The sequence below is a fragment of the Roseateles sp. UC29_93 genome, assembly GCF_042695725.1.
GTDB lineage: Bacteria > Pseudomonadota > Gammaproteobacteria > Burkholderiales > Burkholderiaceae_C > Roseateles > Roseateles noduli_A.
This window is the reverse complement of sequence record NZ_CP170545.1, coordinates 2,293,668-2,308,991: the sequence shown is the minus strand read 5'-3', so window position 1 is coordinate 2,308,991 and position 15,324 is coordinate 2,293,668. Positions and strand designations below refer to the sequence as shown.

Below are 15,324 nucleotides of genomic sequence, written 5' to 3'. Positions count from 1 at the left end.
CCTCTCAGCAGGCCACCCGGGTGCAGGGGCCGGCCTTCACCGGCGGCAGATCGATGCCGACCGTGTCCAGTTCATCGCGGTCCAGCAGCACGACGCCGTCCTCGACCTTCACCTGGAAGACCGGCGTGCGGCCTTCATCCGGCTCGCGGGCGCAGCCGTTCTCCAGCGCGATGGTCCAGTTGTGCAGCGGACACGCGACCGCGTTGCCGAAGACGATGCCCTGGCTGAGCGGCCCCGCCTTGTGGGGGCAGCGATCGAGCAAGGCATGGACGCGGTCGTCGGCGGTGCGGAACAGCGCGACCTGCGGGCCCTTTTCGCGGGCGACGCGTCGCGAGCCCAGCACGGGAATATCGGCCACGGTGCAGACGGAGATCCAGTTCGTCATGGGGTGTTCCTCACGCTTGAACGGTGGCGACCGGCTCGAACTGGCGCACGTCGACCTGGGCCTTCGCGAACTCGAACCACGGATCCGGCTCGCCGTCGAGCGCGAACTGCAGCTCGGCCCACAGCGCCTTGCGCCCCTCGGCGTCGTCGAGGATGCGGCGCTTCACATGGTCCAGGCCCACGCGGCTCACGTAGTGCACGGTGCGTTCGAGGTACCAGCCCTCCTTGCGGTAGAGCTGCATGAAGGCGCCGGTGTATTCCATGACCTCTTCCGAGGTCTTGAGCTTGACGAGGAAGTGCGCCACTTCGGTCTTGATGCCGCCGTTGCCCGCGACGTACATCTCCCAGCCGGAGTCCACGCCGATGATGCCGACGTCCTTGATGCCGGCCTCGGCGCAGTTGCGCGGGCAGCCGCTGACGGCGAACTTGACCTTGTGCGGCGCATACATCCGCCACATCGCGCGCTCCAGGTCCTTGCCCATCTGCGTGCTGTCCTGCGTGCCCATGCGGCACCACTCGGAGCCGACGCAGGTCTTCACCGTGCGCAGCGCCTTGGCGTAGGCATGGCCGCTGGGCATGCCGATGTCGCGCCAGACGTCGACCAGGTCCTCCTTGCGCACGCCCAGCAGGTCGATGCGCTGGCCGCCGGTCACCTTCACCGTCGGGATCTTGTACTTGTCGACGGCGTCGGCGATCCGGCGCAGCTCGTCGGCGGTCGTCTCCCCGCCCCACATCCGCGGGATCACCGAGTAGGTCCCATCCTTCTGGATATTCGCGTGACTGCGCTCGTTGATGAAGCGCGACTGCGGATCGTCCACGGCCTCCTTGGGCCACGACGAGAGCAGGTAGTAGTTGAGCGCCGGCCGGCAGCTCGCACAGCCGTTGGGCGTCTTCCAGTTCAGGCGCGCGTAGACGTCGCCGAGCTTGATCAGGTGCTCGTCGAAGATGGCGTCGCGTACCTCCTGGTGGCTCAGGTCGGTGCAGCCGCAGATCGCCTTCTTCTTCGGCGCCGACGAGTAGTCGCCGCCGGCCGTGAACATCAGCAGCTGCTCGACCAGCCCCGTGCAGGAGCCGCAGCTCGCGCTGGCCTTGGTGTGCTTGCGCACCTCCTCCAGCGTGAACAGGCCCTTCTCCTTGATTGCCTTGCAGACGGCGCCCTTGGTGACGCCGTTGCAGCCGCAGACCTCGTCGCTGTCGGCCATCGCGGCCGCCTTGTTGTGCCCCTGGTGGCCGACGTCGCCGATGTTGCTCTCGCCGAACATCAGCTTGTCCCGGATGTCGCCGATCTTGCGGCCCTCGCGCAGCAGCTTGAAGTACCAGCTGCCGTCGACGGTGTCGCCATAGAGGCAGGCGCCGACCAGCTGGTCCTCCTTGATGACGAGCTTCTTGTAGACGCCGGCGAAGGGATCGCTCATCACGATCTCCTCGGTGCCCTCGCCGCCCATGAAGTCGCCGGCCGAGAACAGGTCGATGCCGGTGACCTTCAGCTTGGTGCTGGTCTGGCTGCCGAGATAGCGGCCGATGCCGAACTGCGCCAGGTGGTTCGCGCAGACCTTGCCCTGCTCGAACAGCGGCGCCACGAGACCGTAGGCGATGCCGCGGTGCGCGGCGCATTCCCCGACGGCGTACACGCGGGGATCGGTGACCGTCTGCAGCGTGTCGGTGACGACGATGCCACGTTGGCAGTGCAGGCCGGCGCGCTCGGCCAGCGCGGTGTTGGGACGGATGCCGGCGGCCATCACGACGAGGTCGGCGGGGATCTCCTCGCCGTCCTTGAAACGCACGGCCATCACGCGGCCGTCCTTGTCGCCGATCAGCGCCTCCGTCTGCGCGCCCATCCGGAAGCGCAGGCCGCGTTCCTGCAGCGACTTGCGCAGCAGGTCGCCGGCCTGGTCGTCAAGCTGCCGTTCCATCAGCCAGCCGGCGATGTGGATCACCGTGACCTGCATGCCGCGCAGCATCAGGCCGTTCGCCGCCTCCAGGCCCAGCAGCCCGCCGCCGATGATCACGGCGTGGCGGTACTTCGCGGCCGCCTCGATCATCGTGTTGGTGTCGGTGATGTCGCGGTAGCCGATCACGCCCGCGAGCTCCTTGCCGGGCACCGGCAGGATGAACGGGTTGGAACCGGTGGCGATCAGCAGACGGTCGTATTCGGCCTCGGTGCCATCGTCGGCGACCACCTTGCGGCGGACCCGGTCGATGGTCGTCACCGTCTTGCCCAGGTGCAGCGTGATGCCGTTGTCCTCGTACCAGGACAGCGGATTCAGGATGATCTCGTCGAGCGTCTGCTCGCCGGCCAGCACCGGGCTGAGCAGGATGCGGTTGTAGTTGGGATGGGACTCCGCCCCGAAGACGGTGATGTCGTACAGGTCGGGGGAGATCTTCAGCAGCTCTTCCAGCGTGCGCACGCCGGCCATGCCGTTGCCGATCATCACGAGCTTCATCTTCTTCATGGCAGGGGCTCCAGCTGGGGTGTTCAGAGGCGCGAGTTCGGTGGTGGCGTTCATGCGGAGCGCTCCATGCGGAAGGTGGCGGTCGGGAGAGCCCGGCCCTCACCCCTGCCCTCTCCCGCAAGCGGGAGAGGGAGTGAGAGAGGCGCCTCGGTGGACGCGGAGGGATGCGCGCGGCCGCCGGCGCCGACCCAGGTGCGGGTCCAGCGGGCCTGCATCACGCGCAGCAGGCCGAGCATCGCGAGCGCGAAGACGGCGAAGGCCGCGAAGCCCCAGGCGTAGGTGCCGGCCCATTGCCTGGACAGGCCCATGAGGTTGGGGACCGCGCCGCCGCCGAGGGCGCCGATCTCGCCGATCATCGAACCGGCCACCGCGGTGGCCGCGGGCCAGCGCAGCGGCACCAGCTGGAACAGCGCGCCGTTGCCCGCGCCCAGCGCGCCGAAGCAGACCACCAGCAGCACCGTCGTCAGCACCAGCGAGCCGTTGGCCGGCCCGATGAGCAGCAGCGAGACCGTCACCATCGCCAACACCACCGTCAGCGCATTGACGCCGCCCCAGCGGTCCGAGAGCGCGCCGCCGAAGACACGGACCGCCGCGCCCATGAACGCCGCCAGCATCGTCAACTGACCGGCGGCGATCTTGGAGACGCCGAACTGGTCGTGGTAGTAGGTGGGCAGGAAGGTGGTGAGGCCGATGAAGCCGCCGAAGGTCACCGCGTACAGCAGGCTGAAGGCCCAGCCGTCCTTCTCGAACAGGCAGGCGACGTGCTCGCGCAGACCGGCGTGGGCGTCGACGTCCGGCGGCTCCTTCGCGAAGACCACCATCACGACCATCGGCACCGCGATCGCGGCGGCGGCGATCGCGTAGACGCTCTGCCAGCCCAGCCACTGCGCCAGCGGCGGGGCCACCAGCACCGACACCGCGGTGCCGACGTTGCCCGCGCCGACCAGGCCCATCGCCAGGCCCTTGTACTTCGGCGGGTACCAGCCCGACCCCCAGCGACATCGCCACGCCGAAGCTCGCGCCGGCGATGCCCAGCAGCACGCCCATCGCGAGCAGATCGCCGTAGCTCTCGACCATGAAGTAGCCGTAGCTCATGGCGACGGCGATCAGCGCCATCTCCACCAGCGTCGCGTTCTTGCGGCCGATGTACTGCGACAGCACGCCCAGCGGGAAGCGCATCAGCGCGCCGGCCATGATGGGGATCGACAGCATCAGCCCCTTCTGCGCGGCGGTGAGCTGGTAGGCCTCGCTGATGAAGGGCGCGAGCGCGCCGTTGAGCACCCAGATGCAGCAGGAGCAGGCGAAGTACAGGAACGCCGCGCCGAGGGTCGGGGCGTGGCCGGAGCGCAGGAAGGTGCGGAACGCTGCCATGGCGGAATTGCTGTGGGGGGCTGGAAACGAAAAAAGGCCGCGTCGAGCGCGGGGCTCGGCGAGGCCTTCTGACGGATGAGGCATCGGATCGCGGGCGATCCGGCGCGAAGACCGCGGGACCGGAGCCCCGCGCGGGTGCGGCGCGTCGTTGCGCCACGCCGGAGACTTCGCAAGTCGCATGCCAGCGCGCGCGGCGGTCGGTATTTCTTCAACGCCGGACCGGTACAGGCTTATGCTGCGGCGCTCCGCAAGACCGTCCGTCGATGGCCGGAGACCGTCGCCGCCCTCCTCTGTCAGCCCCATGTCCGAGCCCCTCGCCCGACCCGATGCCGATTCCGCCGACGACGACGCGACGCTGCCCCGCCGCGTCCTGCTGCTCGGCGCCGCCGCGCTGGCGGGCGACCCCGCCGCGCACTGGATTGCGGCAGCCGTGCACCAGTCGGAACGCGACAGCTTGGTGCGCGCCGCACAGGAACGGGACGCGGAGGCGTTCGTGCTCGACCTCGGCGCGTCTCCTGCGAGCGTGTCGCCTGCGAGCGCGTCGGATCGGTCGATCACGGCGCGGTCGATGGTGCCGGCCTGGTCGGACTGGTTCGACGCCCTGGAGGCCGCCCAGCTGAACCTGCCGGGTGTGTGCGTGGCGCCCGGCGCCGATCGGATGCCCGTCGAGTTCCAGCAGCGCGCGATGTCGGTCGGGGTGCAGGTGCTCCTCGAGTCGATGCCGGAACCCGCCGCGCTGCGTCGCCAGCTGCGTTGGGCGGTCGGGCCAGCGCCCGCTTCGCGGCGCTGCGGGCGCAGCTGGACGACCGCAAGTGGACCGATCGCGCCAAGGGCCTGCTGATGTCGGCCCGCGACCTCGATGAAGACGCCGCCTTCCGGCTGCTGCGCGATGCGGCGATGCACGCGCACCTGCGGCTGGGCGAGGTGGCGCGGTCGGTCGTGCAGTCGGCCCAGTTGGCGGAGGCGGTGAACCTCGCCGGCCAGCAGCGCATGCTCAGCCAGCGGCTGGTGAAGCTGATGGCCCAGCGCGCCGCCGGCATCGAGGGCAAGCGCGCCAAGGCGCTGCAGGACGAGTCCTGCGCGCGCGTCACCGCCAACCTGGCCCGACTGCCCGCGTTGGTGGCGGGCCTGCCGCCGTCGACGGGCACACCGGCCCACCTCGTCGACCCCGTGATCAACGCCTGGCACCGGCTGGAGCCCCTGCTCGCCGGCAAGCCCGGCACCGAGGCGCTGGCGGCCGCCGATGGCGCCGCGCAAGACCTGCTGACGCAGTCCGACGCGCTGGCCACGGCACTCGCGGCCTCGGGCGGCGGCAAGCCGCTGCACGTCGTCAATGTCTGCGGACGGCAGCGCATGCTGAGCCAGCAACTGGCGAAGGAGGCCCTGCTCGCGGACCTGCTGCCGGGTCGCGACACGGCGGTGCTGATCGACAGCCTGGATCGCTTCGCCGCGGGCCTCGCGGAACTGGAGTCTTCGCCGCTATCGAGCGACGCGATCCGCGCGCTGCTGGCCGAGGTCGGCGCCGAATGGCTGCGGCTGATGCGCAGCGTGCGCCACGCCCACGGCCGCGAGGCGGCCGAAGGGCTGGCGCGCAGCAGCGAGGTGCTGCTCGATCGGCTGGAACTGCTCACGGTGCATTACCAACAGAGCCTGCAGATCATCCTGGGCTGATCGCCGCTCAAGCGGCCCGCGACTCCACGTGCCGATGCCGCGTGTAGAGGAAGTCGATCACCGCCTTGCGCGCATGGACGTAGGTCGGGTCCTCGGCCAGCGCGACGCGGTCGCGCGGCCGCGGCAGCGTGACGGGCAGGATCTCGCCGATCGTGGCCGCCGGGCCGTTGGTCATCATGACGATGCGGTCGGACAGCAGCACCGCCTCGTCCACGTCGTGCGTCACCATGACCACCGTGCTGTGCGTCGCGGCGACGATCTTCAGCAGCTCGTCCTGCAGGTGCGCGCGCGTCAGCGCGTCCAGCGCGCCGAAGGGCTCGTCCATCAGGAGCACCTTGGGCTCCATCGCCAGCGCCCGCGCGATGCCCACGCGCTGCTTCATGCCGCCGGAGATCTCGTGCGGCCGCTTGAACATCGCGTGACTCATGCCGACGAGGTGCAGCGCCTCCTCGGTGCGCGCCATCAGGCGCGGTCGCAGCTCGCGGCTGCCGAAGACCGACTCCACCGCCAGCAGCACGTTGTCGAAGCAGGTCAGCCACGGCAGCAGCGAGTGGTTCTGGAACACGACCGCGCGCTCGGGGCCGGGGCCGGCGATCTCGCGGCCGTCGCAGAGCAGGCCGCCGTCGGTGGGCTGCAGCAGGCCGGCGATCAGGTTCAGCAGCGTCGACTTGCCGCAGCCCGAATGGCCGATCAGCGTCACGAACTCGCCCTTGGCGATGTCGAGGTAGATCTCGCGCAGCGCATGGAAGCGGCCCTTGCGGCTGGAGAAGACCATCTCGGCCTGCTGCACACGGATGAACGGACTCATCGAAGTCTCCTCGGATCAAGAGGCCCGGGACCGGGCCGACATATCAAGCGGAGCCCGTGGAACTGGCTCCGCCAGGCCACCGGGCTCGCCCCCTTGAGGGGGCCGGCGAAGCCGGTAGGGGGTGGGCCTAGTCATCGAAAGAGAAGCGCTTGGCGAGGGTCATCAGGAACCACTCCAGCAACAGCCCCACGATCCCGATCACGAAGATCGCGATGAGGATGTGCTGCACGTTGAGGTTGTTCCACTCGTCCCAGACCCAGAAGCCGATGCCGACGCCGCCGGTCAGCATCTCGGCCGCCACGATCACCAGCCACGCGGTGCCGACGGACAGCCGCACGCCGGTCAGCATGTAGGGCAGCACGGCGGGGAAGAGGATGCGCGTCACCAGCTTCCATTCGGACAGGCGCAGCACGCGGGCGACGTTCAGGTAGTCCTGCGGCACGCGCTGCACGCCGACCGCGGTGTTGACGACCATCGGCCAGATCGAGCAGATGAAGATGGTCCAGATCGCCGCCGGGTTGGCGCTCTTGAACACCAGCAGCCCGATCGGCAGCCACGCCAGCGGCGACACCGGCTTGAGCAGGCTGATCAGCGGCGACAGCATGCGGCTCGCGAATTCGAAACGGCCGATGATGAAGCCCAGCGGGATGCCGACCGCCGCCGCGAGACCGAAGCCCAGCGCCACGCGCTGCAGCGAGTTCAGGATGTTCCAGCCGATGCCCTGGTCGTTCGGCCCGTTGCGATAGAACGGATCGGCGAACAGCTTGACCGCGGCGTCCCACGTCGCACCCGGCGTCGGGAACTCGCCGCCCTTCATCGTCGCGACGTACCAGACCAGCCAGAGCAGGCCAAGCCCGCACACCGGCGGCAGCACGCGCATCCAGACGGCGCGCCAGTCGATGCCGGCGCGCGGCGGCCGCGCGGGGACCGGCTTGGCGACCGGCTCGTTGGCTGCGTCGCGCGCCAGCGGCAGGGGCGTCGCGACGGAGACTGTGACCGGCTCACCGTTCGCATCGCCGGGGGAATGAAAAACGGCACTGACCATGGCGGACTCCTGCATCGATCAGAAGGGAGAGGTGAGGAAGCCCGTCATGCGCGGACCTTGAAGGCGTCCGCGTACTTGGCGGGATCCTTGGCGTCCCAGACGACGCCGTCGAACAGCTTCGCCGAGCGCATCGTCTCCTTCGGCACCGACACGCCGAGCGCCGATGCCGCCTGCTTGTAGAGCTCGACCTGGTTCACCTGGCGCGCGACGCCCAGGTAGTCCGGGTGTTCCTTGATCAGTCCCCAGCGCTTGTGCTGCGTCAGGAACCACATGCCGTCGGACAACCAGGGGAAGTTGACCTGGCCGTCGTTGAAGAACTTCATGTAGTCGGGGTCGTCCCAGGTCTTGCCCAGGCCGTTCTGGTACCGGCCCAGGATGCGCTGGTTGATCGCGTCGACGCTGGTGTTGACGTAGGCCTTGTCGGCGATGGTCTCGGCCATCTTCTGCTTGTTGGACAGGCTGGCGTCGATCCAGCGGCCGGCCTCGAGCACCGCCATGATCACGGCACGCGCGGTGTTGGGGTACTTCTTGACGAAGTCGCCGGTGGTGCCAAGCACCTTCTCCGGATGGTCCTTCCAGATGTCCTGCGTGGTGGCGGCGGTGATGCCGATGCCGTCGATGATGGCGCGGTGGTTCCAGGGCTCGCCGACGCAGAAGCCGTCCATGTTGCCCACGCGCATGTTGGCCACCATCTGCGGCGGCGGCACGGTGATGACCTTGGCCTCCTTCATCGGGTTCACGCCCGCGGCGGCCAGCCAGTAGTAGAGCCACATCGCGTGCGTGCCGGTCGGGAAGGTCTGCGCGAAGGTGTAGTCGCGCTTGTCCTTCTTCATGACCTTGGCCAGCGAGGCCGCGTCCACCGCGCCGGCCTCGGCCAGCTTCTTCGACAGCGTGATCGCCTGGCCGTTGTTGTTCAGGGTCATCAGGACGGCCATGTCCTTCTTCGGCCCGGCCACGCCCAGCTGCACGCCGTAGATCAGGCCGTAGAGCACGTGCGCCATGTCGAGCTCGCCGTTGACGAGCTTGTCGCGCACGCCGGCCCAGGAAGCTTCCTTGGTCGGGATGATCTTGATGCCGTACTTCTTGTCGAAGCCCAGCGCGGCGGCCATCACCACCGACGCGCAGTCGGTCAGCGGGATGAAGCCGATGCGGACCTCCTCCTTCTCCGGCTTGTCGGAGCCGGCGGCGAACGCGCCGCCGCCCGGCAGCGCGGACAGCCCGCCCAGCGCCGCGCCGGTGGCGAGCAGCTTGCGACGCTCAGCGCTCATCAGACCCTCCTGGGAACCGTGTTGCATTCAAGACCTCCGGGGAAAAACAAAAAAGGCGTCGCGACCGTCCCGCTTCGTCGAAGCGGAACCGATCGGACGCCTTTGCCGAAATCTTTCGATGTGACCCTCACGCCGTTGCGAGGGCACGAGCAGGGCATTGCAGGAAGCGTGCCACGAGGTCGATACGACGCGGCCCAGGAGGAAGCAGGCGGACAGGCACGCCGAAGTCCGTCGCGATGCACTGTCTCGCGGCATCCATGCGCCGTTGCGGTGCGTTCAGCCTCGCAACAGATCGTGCGCGTCGATCACGCGCCGGGCGACCTGCGCGAGCGCCTCGCCGCGGTCCATCGCGAGCTTGCGCAGGCGCTGGTAGGCCTGGTCCTCGTCCAGGCCCTGCTCGCGCATCAGGATGCCCTTGGCCTTGTCGACGACCTTGCGCGAAGCCAGTTGCGCCTGCGTCCTGCTGAGCTCCTCGCGCAGCGCGAGGTCCTGCTCAAAGCGCGCGATCGCCACGTGCAGCACGGGCGCGAGCCGCTGCGTCTGCAACCCTGCCACGACATACGCGCTGACGCCGGCCTGGATCGCGCGGCGCATCGGGGCGCGGTCCTCGTCCTCCGCGAAGATCACGACGGGGCGCGGCATCTTCGTCGACAGCGTGGCGAGGTTCTCGAGCGTGTCGCGCGTCGGCGATTCGGCGTCGACGATGACGACGTCCGGTTGCAGGCGCAGCACGCAGTCGTGGATCAGCGTGGCCTGCTCGATGACGCCGACGACCTCGCAGCCCTGGCGCACCAGTTCATCGCGCAGCAGGTCGACGCGATGGGCGCCGTCGTCGATGAGCAGCACGCGCAAGCCGGCATGCGCGGCATGCGCGGCATGCGCGGGCGGCGGGCTGGCATCGGGGGCGGGCGGCGGCTTCACGCCGATCACGGCGCAAGTTCCATGCCGAGTCCGGCCGCCTCCACGCCGGGATGCCGGGCAAGGCACGCTCCTGAACCACCGCAACCGGCGTGCCCAGGGTCCTGCCAAGAAGGGGCCGCGCAAACCGGCGCTTCGCCGTACTGTCGCGGCGAGCGGCGGTCACGTCGCCAGGGAGATGACCATGCGCCTTTCAACGCATTTGATCCCACACGGGATTCCGCACCACCTCCCGCGTCGCGTGGGTCGCCAGGCCCTGCTGATCGCACTGCTGTCGCTGGGCGGCGGCGCGGTCTGCGCCGCCGAATTCACCGCCGGGGCCGGAGCGTCCAGCCAGACCGCGACGAAGAACGTGCAGCAGGGCGGCGGCGATCCCCGATCGGGCAGCTCGCCGGTGTGGGCCGGCACCGACCTCATCCTGTACGACGCCGTGCCCGGGGTCCTTCAGAACACCAATGCCATCTCCTACGCGAGCGCGAGCTACGGTCACCTGGTCTTCGTCTCCCGCTCGTCGACGAACCAGACTTCCGTGTCGGGCGATCAGCCCGGGCTGCACGCCGAATCCAACGCCAGCGCGTCGATGGCCGACAGCTTCGTCGTTGCCTGCCCCACCTGCGTCGCCGGCACGCGCGGCACGATGAACTTCCGGGTCGTGCTGGAGGGCGACGTGGGTCTGAACAATTCGTCCACCAGCCTCGGCGGTCAACCGATCCCAGGCGCGGCCCGGACCACGCAGTACTACTGGAGCAGCAACCTGTCGATGCGCGCCGAGGGTGTCGCCATGGACTTCCCCGGCCCCGGCACGCTGGCGCTGTTCGCCTACGACTACCGGGCGATGGTCAACGACGACATCGTGGCCGGCGGCTCGCGCGAAGGCATGGGCATCTACGACTACCAGCTCGAATTCGAGTTCGGCAGCCCCATCCACATGAACTGGCTGGCCAGCGCGTCGTCCTTGGCCGACCTGCGGGCGGGCGACGGCAATGCCATCGGCGCGCTGAGCGCGATGGGCTATGCCGCCTTCTCCAACAGCTTCTACTGGGATGGCATCTCCGCCGTCACCGATGCCAACGGCAATCTGGTGAACGGCTTCACCGCGAAGAACGGCGTCGGCGTCGACTACGCGCAGTCCTTCGCCAACGCGGCGCTGGTGCCGGAGCCAGGGACGTGGGCGCTGATGGCGGCCGGGCTGGTGGTGCTCGGCCTGGCGGCGCGGCGTCATCATCGGCGAGTGATGCTCGCGACGATGCTGTCCATGGGCGTCGGCGTCGCCTCGGCGGCCACGTTCGAGGGCTGGTCCTCCGCGACCACCACCACCGGCACGCGCACCGACACGCAAGGAACGGTGGGGTTGCCGCTCGCGAGTTCGACGCCCTTCCTGACGCAGGCCGCCTCGCGTCTCGACGACACGCAGGTGGGGCTCTCACAGAGCGCGACGGCCAGCACCTGGGCGAGCATCTCGTACGGCCACCTCGCCTTCTCGTCGCAGGCGCAGGTGCTGCAGCAATCGGCCGGCGGACAGCCGGGGGCATACGGCGTGGGCCGGTCCGAAATGTCCGTGGCCGACAGCTTCGTCATCCGATGCGACACCTGCGTCGACGGGACGACGGGACGGATGTTCCTGCGCTATGTCATCGAGGGCCGCACCGGGCAGAGCCAATCGGCCACCGATGCCGCCGGACAGCCGTTGCAGGACGCGCCGCTGCGCGCCACCTCGTATGCGTGGAGCACCCTCCTCCGGGTGACTCCGGAAGGCGTCCACGAGAACTTTCCCGGCGGAAGCGAACTGACGATCAACGTCTATGAGTACCTCCTCAAGGTCAACGGCGAGCCGACTTCCAGCGGCAGCCGAGGGGAGGGCGGCGAGCATGTCGAAGCCCTGGAGTTCATCTTCGGCAATCCCATCCGCATCCAGATGAATGCCACCGTCAGCGCCGACGCCCTGCTGGCGGAGGCCGACAGCGGCCCGGCGGGTTCGTTGAGCGCCGCCGGCTTCGCGGACTTCTCCCGCAGCTTCTATTGGGGCGGCCTCCTGGCCGTGACCGATGCCAATGGCAACGCGGTGAATGGGGTCACCGCGCTGAACAACGTGGGCGTCGATTACGCGCAGTCCTTCGCCAATGCGGCGCTGGTGCCGGAGCCCGGGACGTGGGCGTTGATGGCGATCGGGCTGGTGATGCTGGCGCTGATCGCCGGGCGTCGGCGCTCGCGGCACGTCGATGCGACCTCATCGTCAAGGTCAAGGTCAGCGCCCCGGTTCGCCGCGCTGGTCGCGGCCTGCGGGGGCCTGCTGGGTCCGGGCGTCGGCCACCTTGCCCAGGCGCAGTCCCCGACGTCCTTCGAGGTGAACTACGACTACCAACTGGTCGCACCCGGCGCGCCCAGCCGGATGGACCAGCGCAGCGCCTTCACGTCTGCCGGCGAAGTGCGCCGCTTCAGCGATGCGATCGGCTTCAGCGACGCGTCGCTGTTCTCGGATGCACGCATCGAAGGCTGGGGCGCGGCGCGTTACGGTCATCTGCAGGCTTTCGCCAAGGGCTCGACGGCGCTCACGGCCCAGGCGCCGGACCAGAGCACCTACGTGCTGGGCAGCATCACCGCGACGCTGACCGACAGCTTCGTCATCCAGTGCGGCGGCTGCGCGGCGGGGACCGTGGGCTCGATGAACTTCCGCGTCTTCTTCGACGCCGCCACCGCGCGCGAAGGCGGACTCGGCCAGCCGGTCTCGCAGACCGGCGGCTACCTGGCCGACACCAACTGGTGGACCGGGTTCGGGATCAACGCGCAAGGCGTGCCGAATCCATCGCCCCCCGACGTGCCCGGGCCGCCGAACCCCGGCCAGTTGGGCTTCCAGTTCTACCGTCTGGAGACGCTGCACAACGACGTCCCCGGCATCGAGGAAAGTCCGCGCGTGTCGGCCGGCTTGCAGGAACTGTCGATCCAGTTCGTCTTCGGCGAGCCGATCCGGCTCGACATGAGCCTGAGCGCGGTCGTGCTCGGCGGCGTCTACACCGGCGAGAACACGACGCCGTTCAGCGGGCACGGCGCGATGGAGACCGACGCGACGCGCAGCATGTACTGGGATGGCATCACCAGCGTGGTCGACGCGCAGGGCAACGCGGTCAACGGCTTCACCGCGCTGAACGCCACGGGCGTCGACTACGCGCGCTCGTTCGCCAACGCGGCGGCCGTGCCGGAGCCGGGCACCTGGGCGCTGATGGCAGCAGGCCTGGCGCTGCTGGGCTGGCGCTTGCGTCGCCAGGCGCGATCGGCGCTGACGACGGCGTTGTCCGCTGGCGCCATCGCCATTCCCATCGCAGGGGCGCCGATGCTGGCGCAAGCGCAGGCACCGGAGTTCCTCACCAGCCAGACGCTCACGACCTCGCTCGCGGGTCAGCAACTGACCCAGACGCGCGAAGGCAGCCTGCGCAACGTGCGCGTCGACGGCGCGCTGTCGCAGATGGCGCAGACCGCCGACCTCGCGGGCAGCGTGCAGCTCTCGACCTGGGGACGCGCCGGCTACGGCTACGCCCAGGCCTTCGCACAGGGCGCGAGCCAGCTGTCGACGACCTTGCCGGAACAGGCGGCGGAGGCCTGGGGCTCGTCGTCGGCCATCAGCCGCGACAGCTTCGTGATCGACTGCGACGGCTGCGTGGCCGGCACGCTCGGCTACTTCTCGGCGCGGGTCTACGTCGACGGCGTCACGCACCTGGCCGGCGGTGTGGACAGCCCCGACGCGCTCCATGCCGGTTATGTCGACCGCGGCGCCGGGGTCAGCGTCGAAGCCGAAGGCGTGCCCTGGGACACGCCACCGCCTGACTGGCCCCACGGCGAGCCCTTCCCGCCGAACAACCCCGGCCGCGTGTTCGAGGGCGGGCAGCGGATGGACATCCTCTACAACGACTACACCGAGACCTTTGGCGATGCGTCGTTCGGCCCGGGCTATCGCCACATGACGGTGTTCTTCATCTTCGGCCGGCCCATCCACCTCGAGCTGCACAGCAGCGCCGGCGTGATGGCCGTCGTGTCGGAACAGGGCCAGCCTTCGGTCGACGGTTGGGCGATGTCGACCGCGGACCTCTCCCGCTCCACGTTCTGGGACGGCTTCGACGGCGTGGTCGACTCGAACGGCGTGCCGTTGCGCGAATTCACCGCGCTGAACGCTGCGGGCATCGACTACCGGTATTCGTTCGCCGCAGCCGCGGCCGCCGCCGTGCCAGAACCCGGCACCTGGGCGCTGATGGCCCTCGGCCTGCTGGCGATGGGCGCGTGGGGACGGACCGCTCGCGGGCGCGGCCGTGCGCCGGAGCTCTGCGCGTGAAGCCCGCCACCGCATGGCGCCAAGGCGCGCTGGCCGCGCTGCTGATCGGCACCGCCGCCGGCGCGCAGGGCGCCAACTTCTGGACCTGGGGCAACGGCATCAGCCGCACGAGTTCCGAGCAGGACGAGCGGCGGCTGGAGGAGCGCTTCGCCGAATCACCGCTCTTCGCGCAAGTCGTGACCGCCGCCGACGGCGAGGCGCCGGGCCACAGCAGCGTCGCGCAGGCCCAGGCGCGTGGCGAGTTCACCTATGGCAACGCGCGCCTGAGGGCGCAGGCCAGCGCTTTCCTCGACAGCCGCGACGGCTCCGGCGTCGCCGTGGGCTCCGCGGTGGTGGGAGGCGGATGGAGCGACCGCTTCGCGATCGCCTGCCCCGCCTGCGTGTCCGGGACGACCGGCACGATGAGCTTCCGCATCGTCGTCGACGGCGTGCGCTGGCCCGACGGCTACGCCTCCGTCCTGGAGGGGCCGGGCGGGGTCTATGGCGGGGAGACCTCCTGGCAAACGGCGCTCACGCTGAATGCGGCCACCACGTCGCCGTTCCGCGTGGACAGCTACGAGGTCAACTACTTCTACAACGGCGAGCGCAGCCGCTATGCCTCCGGCGAGGGTGTAGGCACCTTCACGTACACCGTGCCCGTCACCTTCGGCGAAGCAGTGGACATACAGTGGCGCAGCTCGCTCTATGCGACGGCCGTGGTCGGCCTGACCGACACCGACTCGCGCATCACCGCCTGGGGCGCCGGGCTGACCGACTTCTCCCACAGCTTCAGCTGGGACGGGGATCGTCGGCGTCACCGATGCGCAGGGCCGCCCGATGGCGGACGTGACCGCCTTCAACGACGTCGGCATCAACTACGCCGCCTCGCTGGCTGCGGCGACGGTCCCCGAACCGGGCACCTGGGCGCTGATGGCTGCCGGGCTGGCGCTGCTCGCGCTGGGACGCTCGCGTCGCCGCCATCGCTCGGATCAACCGGCACCCTAGGGATTCCCCGCCCTTCGCGGGTGAACAACCCCGGACATCTCACGTTTACGTAAACGTCAACCGGAATCTAGAATCGGCGCGCAACATCGATCCCCAAAAGG

The 15,324-nt window shown here is 69.4% G+C and carries 10 protein-coding genes and 1 pseudogene; 4 read left to right on the top strand and 7 right to left on the bottom strand.

Going from position 1 to position 15,324, the window contains the following annotated elements:
• Window positions 1-4 precede the first annotated feature (4 nt).
• The 3 genes and pseudogenes from nirD to ACFJIX_RS10715 form a co-directional block, all read right to left on the bottom strand.
• On the bottom strand, window positions 5-385 hold the full coding sequence (nirD, locus tag ACFJIX_RS10725) for a nitrite reductase small subunit NirD (protein ID WP_377159815.1): 381 nt from the start codon (window positions 383-385) through the stop codon (window positions 5-7).
• A gap of 10 nt (window positions 386-395) precedes the next feature.
• Window positions 396-2,837 carry a nitrite reductase large subunit NirB gene (gene nirB, locus ACFJIX_RS10720; RefSeq protein ID WP_377161710.1) on the bottom strand — a complete coding sequence of 814 codons (2,442 nt, stop codon included), beginning with the start codon at window positions 2,835-2,837 and terminating at the stop codon, window positions 396-398.
• Window positions 2,838-2,887: 50 nt separating this feature from the next.
• Window positions 2,888-4,208: pseudogene (locus ACFJIX_RS10715) on the bottom strand (nitrate/nitrite transporter).
• A 301-nt stretch (window positions 4,209-4,509) separates the two neighbouring features.
• Here ACFJIX_RS10715 and ACFJIX_RS10710 point away from each other — a divergent pair.
• A complete protein-coding gene (locus ACFJIX_RS10710) occupies window positions 4,510-5,049 on the top strand; it encodes a hypothetical protein (protein ID WP_377159813.1) in 540 nt (179 codons plus the stop codon).
• Window positions 4,962-5,879 (top strand): type IV pili methyl-accepting chemotaxis transducer N-terminal domain-containing protein, encoded by a 918-nt coding sequence (locus tag ACFJIX_RS10705; protein ID WP_377159811.1) that lies wholly within the window; start codon window positions 4,962-4,964, stop codon window positions 5,877-5,879. Before ACFJIX_RS10710 ends, ACFJIX_RS10705 begins: the two co-directional genes overlap by 88 nt.
• A gap of 7 nt (window positions 5,880-5,886) precedes the next feature.
• Here the strand turns inward: ACFJIX_RS10705 and ACFJIX_RS10700 are convergent, their stop codons facing one another.
• The 4 genes from ACFJIX_RS10700 to ACFJIX_RS10685 form a co-directional block, all read right to left on the bottom strand.
• Window positions 5,887-6,687: an ABC transporter ATP-binding protein gene (locus ACFJIX_RS10700; protein ID WP_377159809.1), complete on the bottom strand. Its 801-nt coding sequence runs from the start codon at window positions 6,685-6,687 to the stop codon at window positions 5,887-5,889.
• A gap of 127 nt (window positions 6,688-6,814) precedes the next feature.
• On the bottom strand, window positions 6,815-7,732 hold the full coding sequence (gene ntrB, locus ACFJIX_RS10695) for a nitrate ABC transporter permease (protein ID WP_377159807.1): 918 nt from the start codon (window positions 7,730-7,732) through the stop codon (window positions 6,815-6,817).
• Window positions 7,733-7,776: 44 nt separating this feature from the next.
• On the bottom strand, window positions 7,777-9,000 hold the full coding sequence (locus ACFJIX_RS10690) for a CmpA/NrtA family ABC transporter substrate-binding protein (protein ID WP_377159805.1): 1,224 nt from the start codon (window positions 8,998-9,000) through the stop codon (window positions 7,777-7,779).
• 276 nt (window positions 9,001-9,276) lie between these two features.
• Complete coding sequence (locus ACFJIX_RS10685) at window positions 9,277-9,921, bottom strand: ANTAR domain-containing response regulator (RefSeq protein WP_377159803.1); 645 nt, start codon at window positions 9,919-9,921, stop codon at window positions 9,277-9,279.
• A gap of 238 nt (window positions 9,922-10,159) precedes the next feature.
• Here ACFJIX_RS10685 and ACFJIX_RS10680 point away from each other — a divergent pair, with 238 nt between their 5' ends.
• A complete protein-coding gene (locus ACFJIX_RS10680) occupies window positions 10,160-14,239 on the top strand; it encodes a PEP-CTERM sorting domain-containing protein (protein WP_377159801.1) in 4,080 nt (1,359 codons plus the stop codon).
• Between the two features lie 816 nt (window positions 14,240-15,055).
• A complete protein-coding gene (locus ACFJIX_RS10675) occupies window positions 15,056-15,223 on the top strand; it encodes a PEP-CTERM sorting domain-containing protein (protein WP_377159799.1) in 168 nt (55 codons plus the stop codon).
• Window positions 15,224-15,324: the final 101 nt, after the last annotated feature.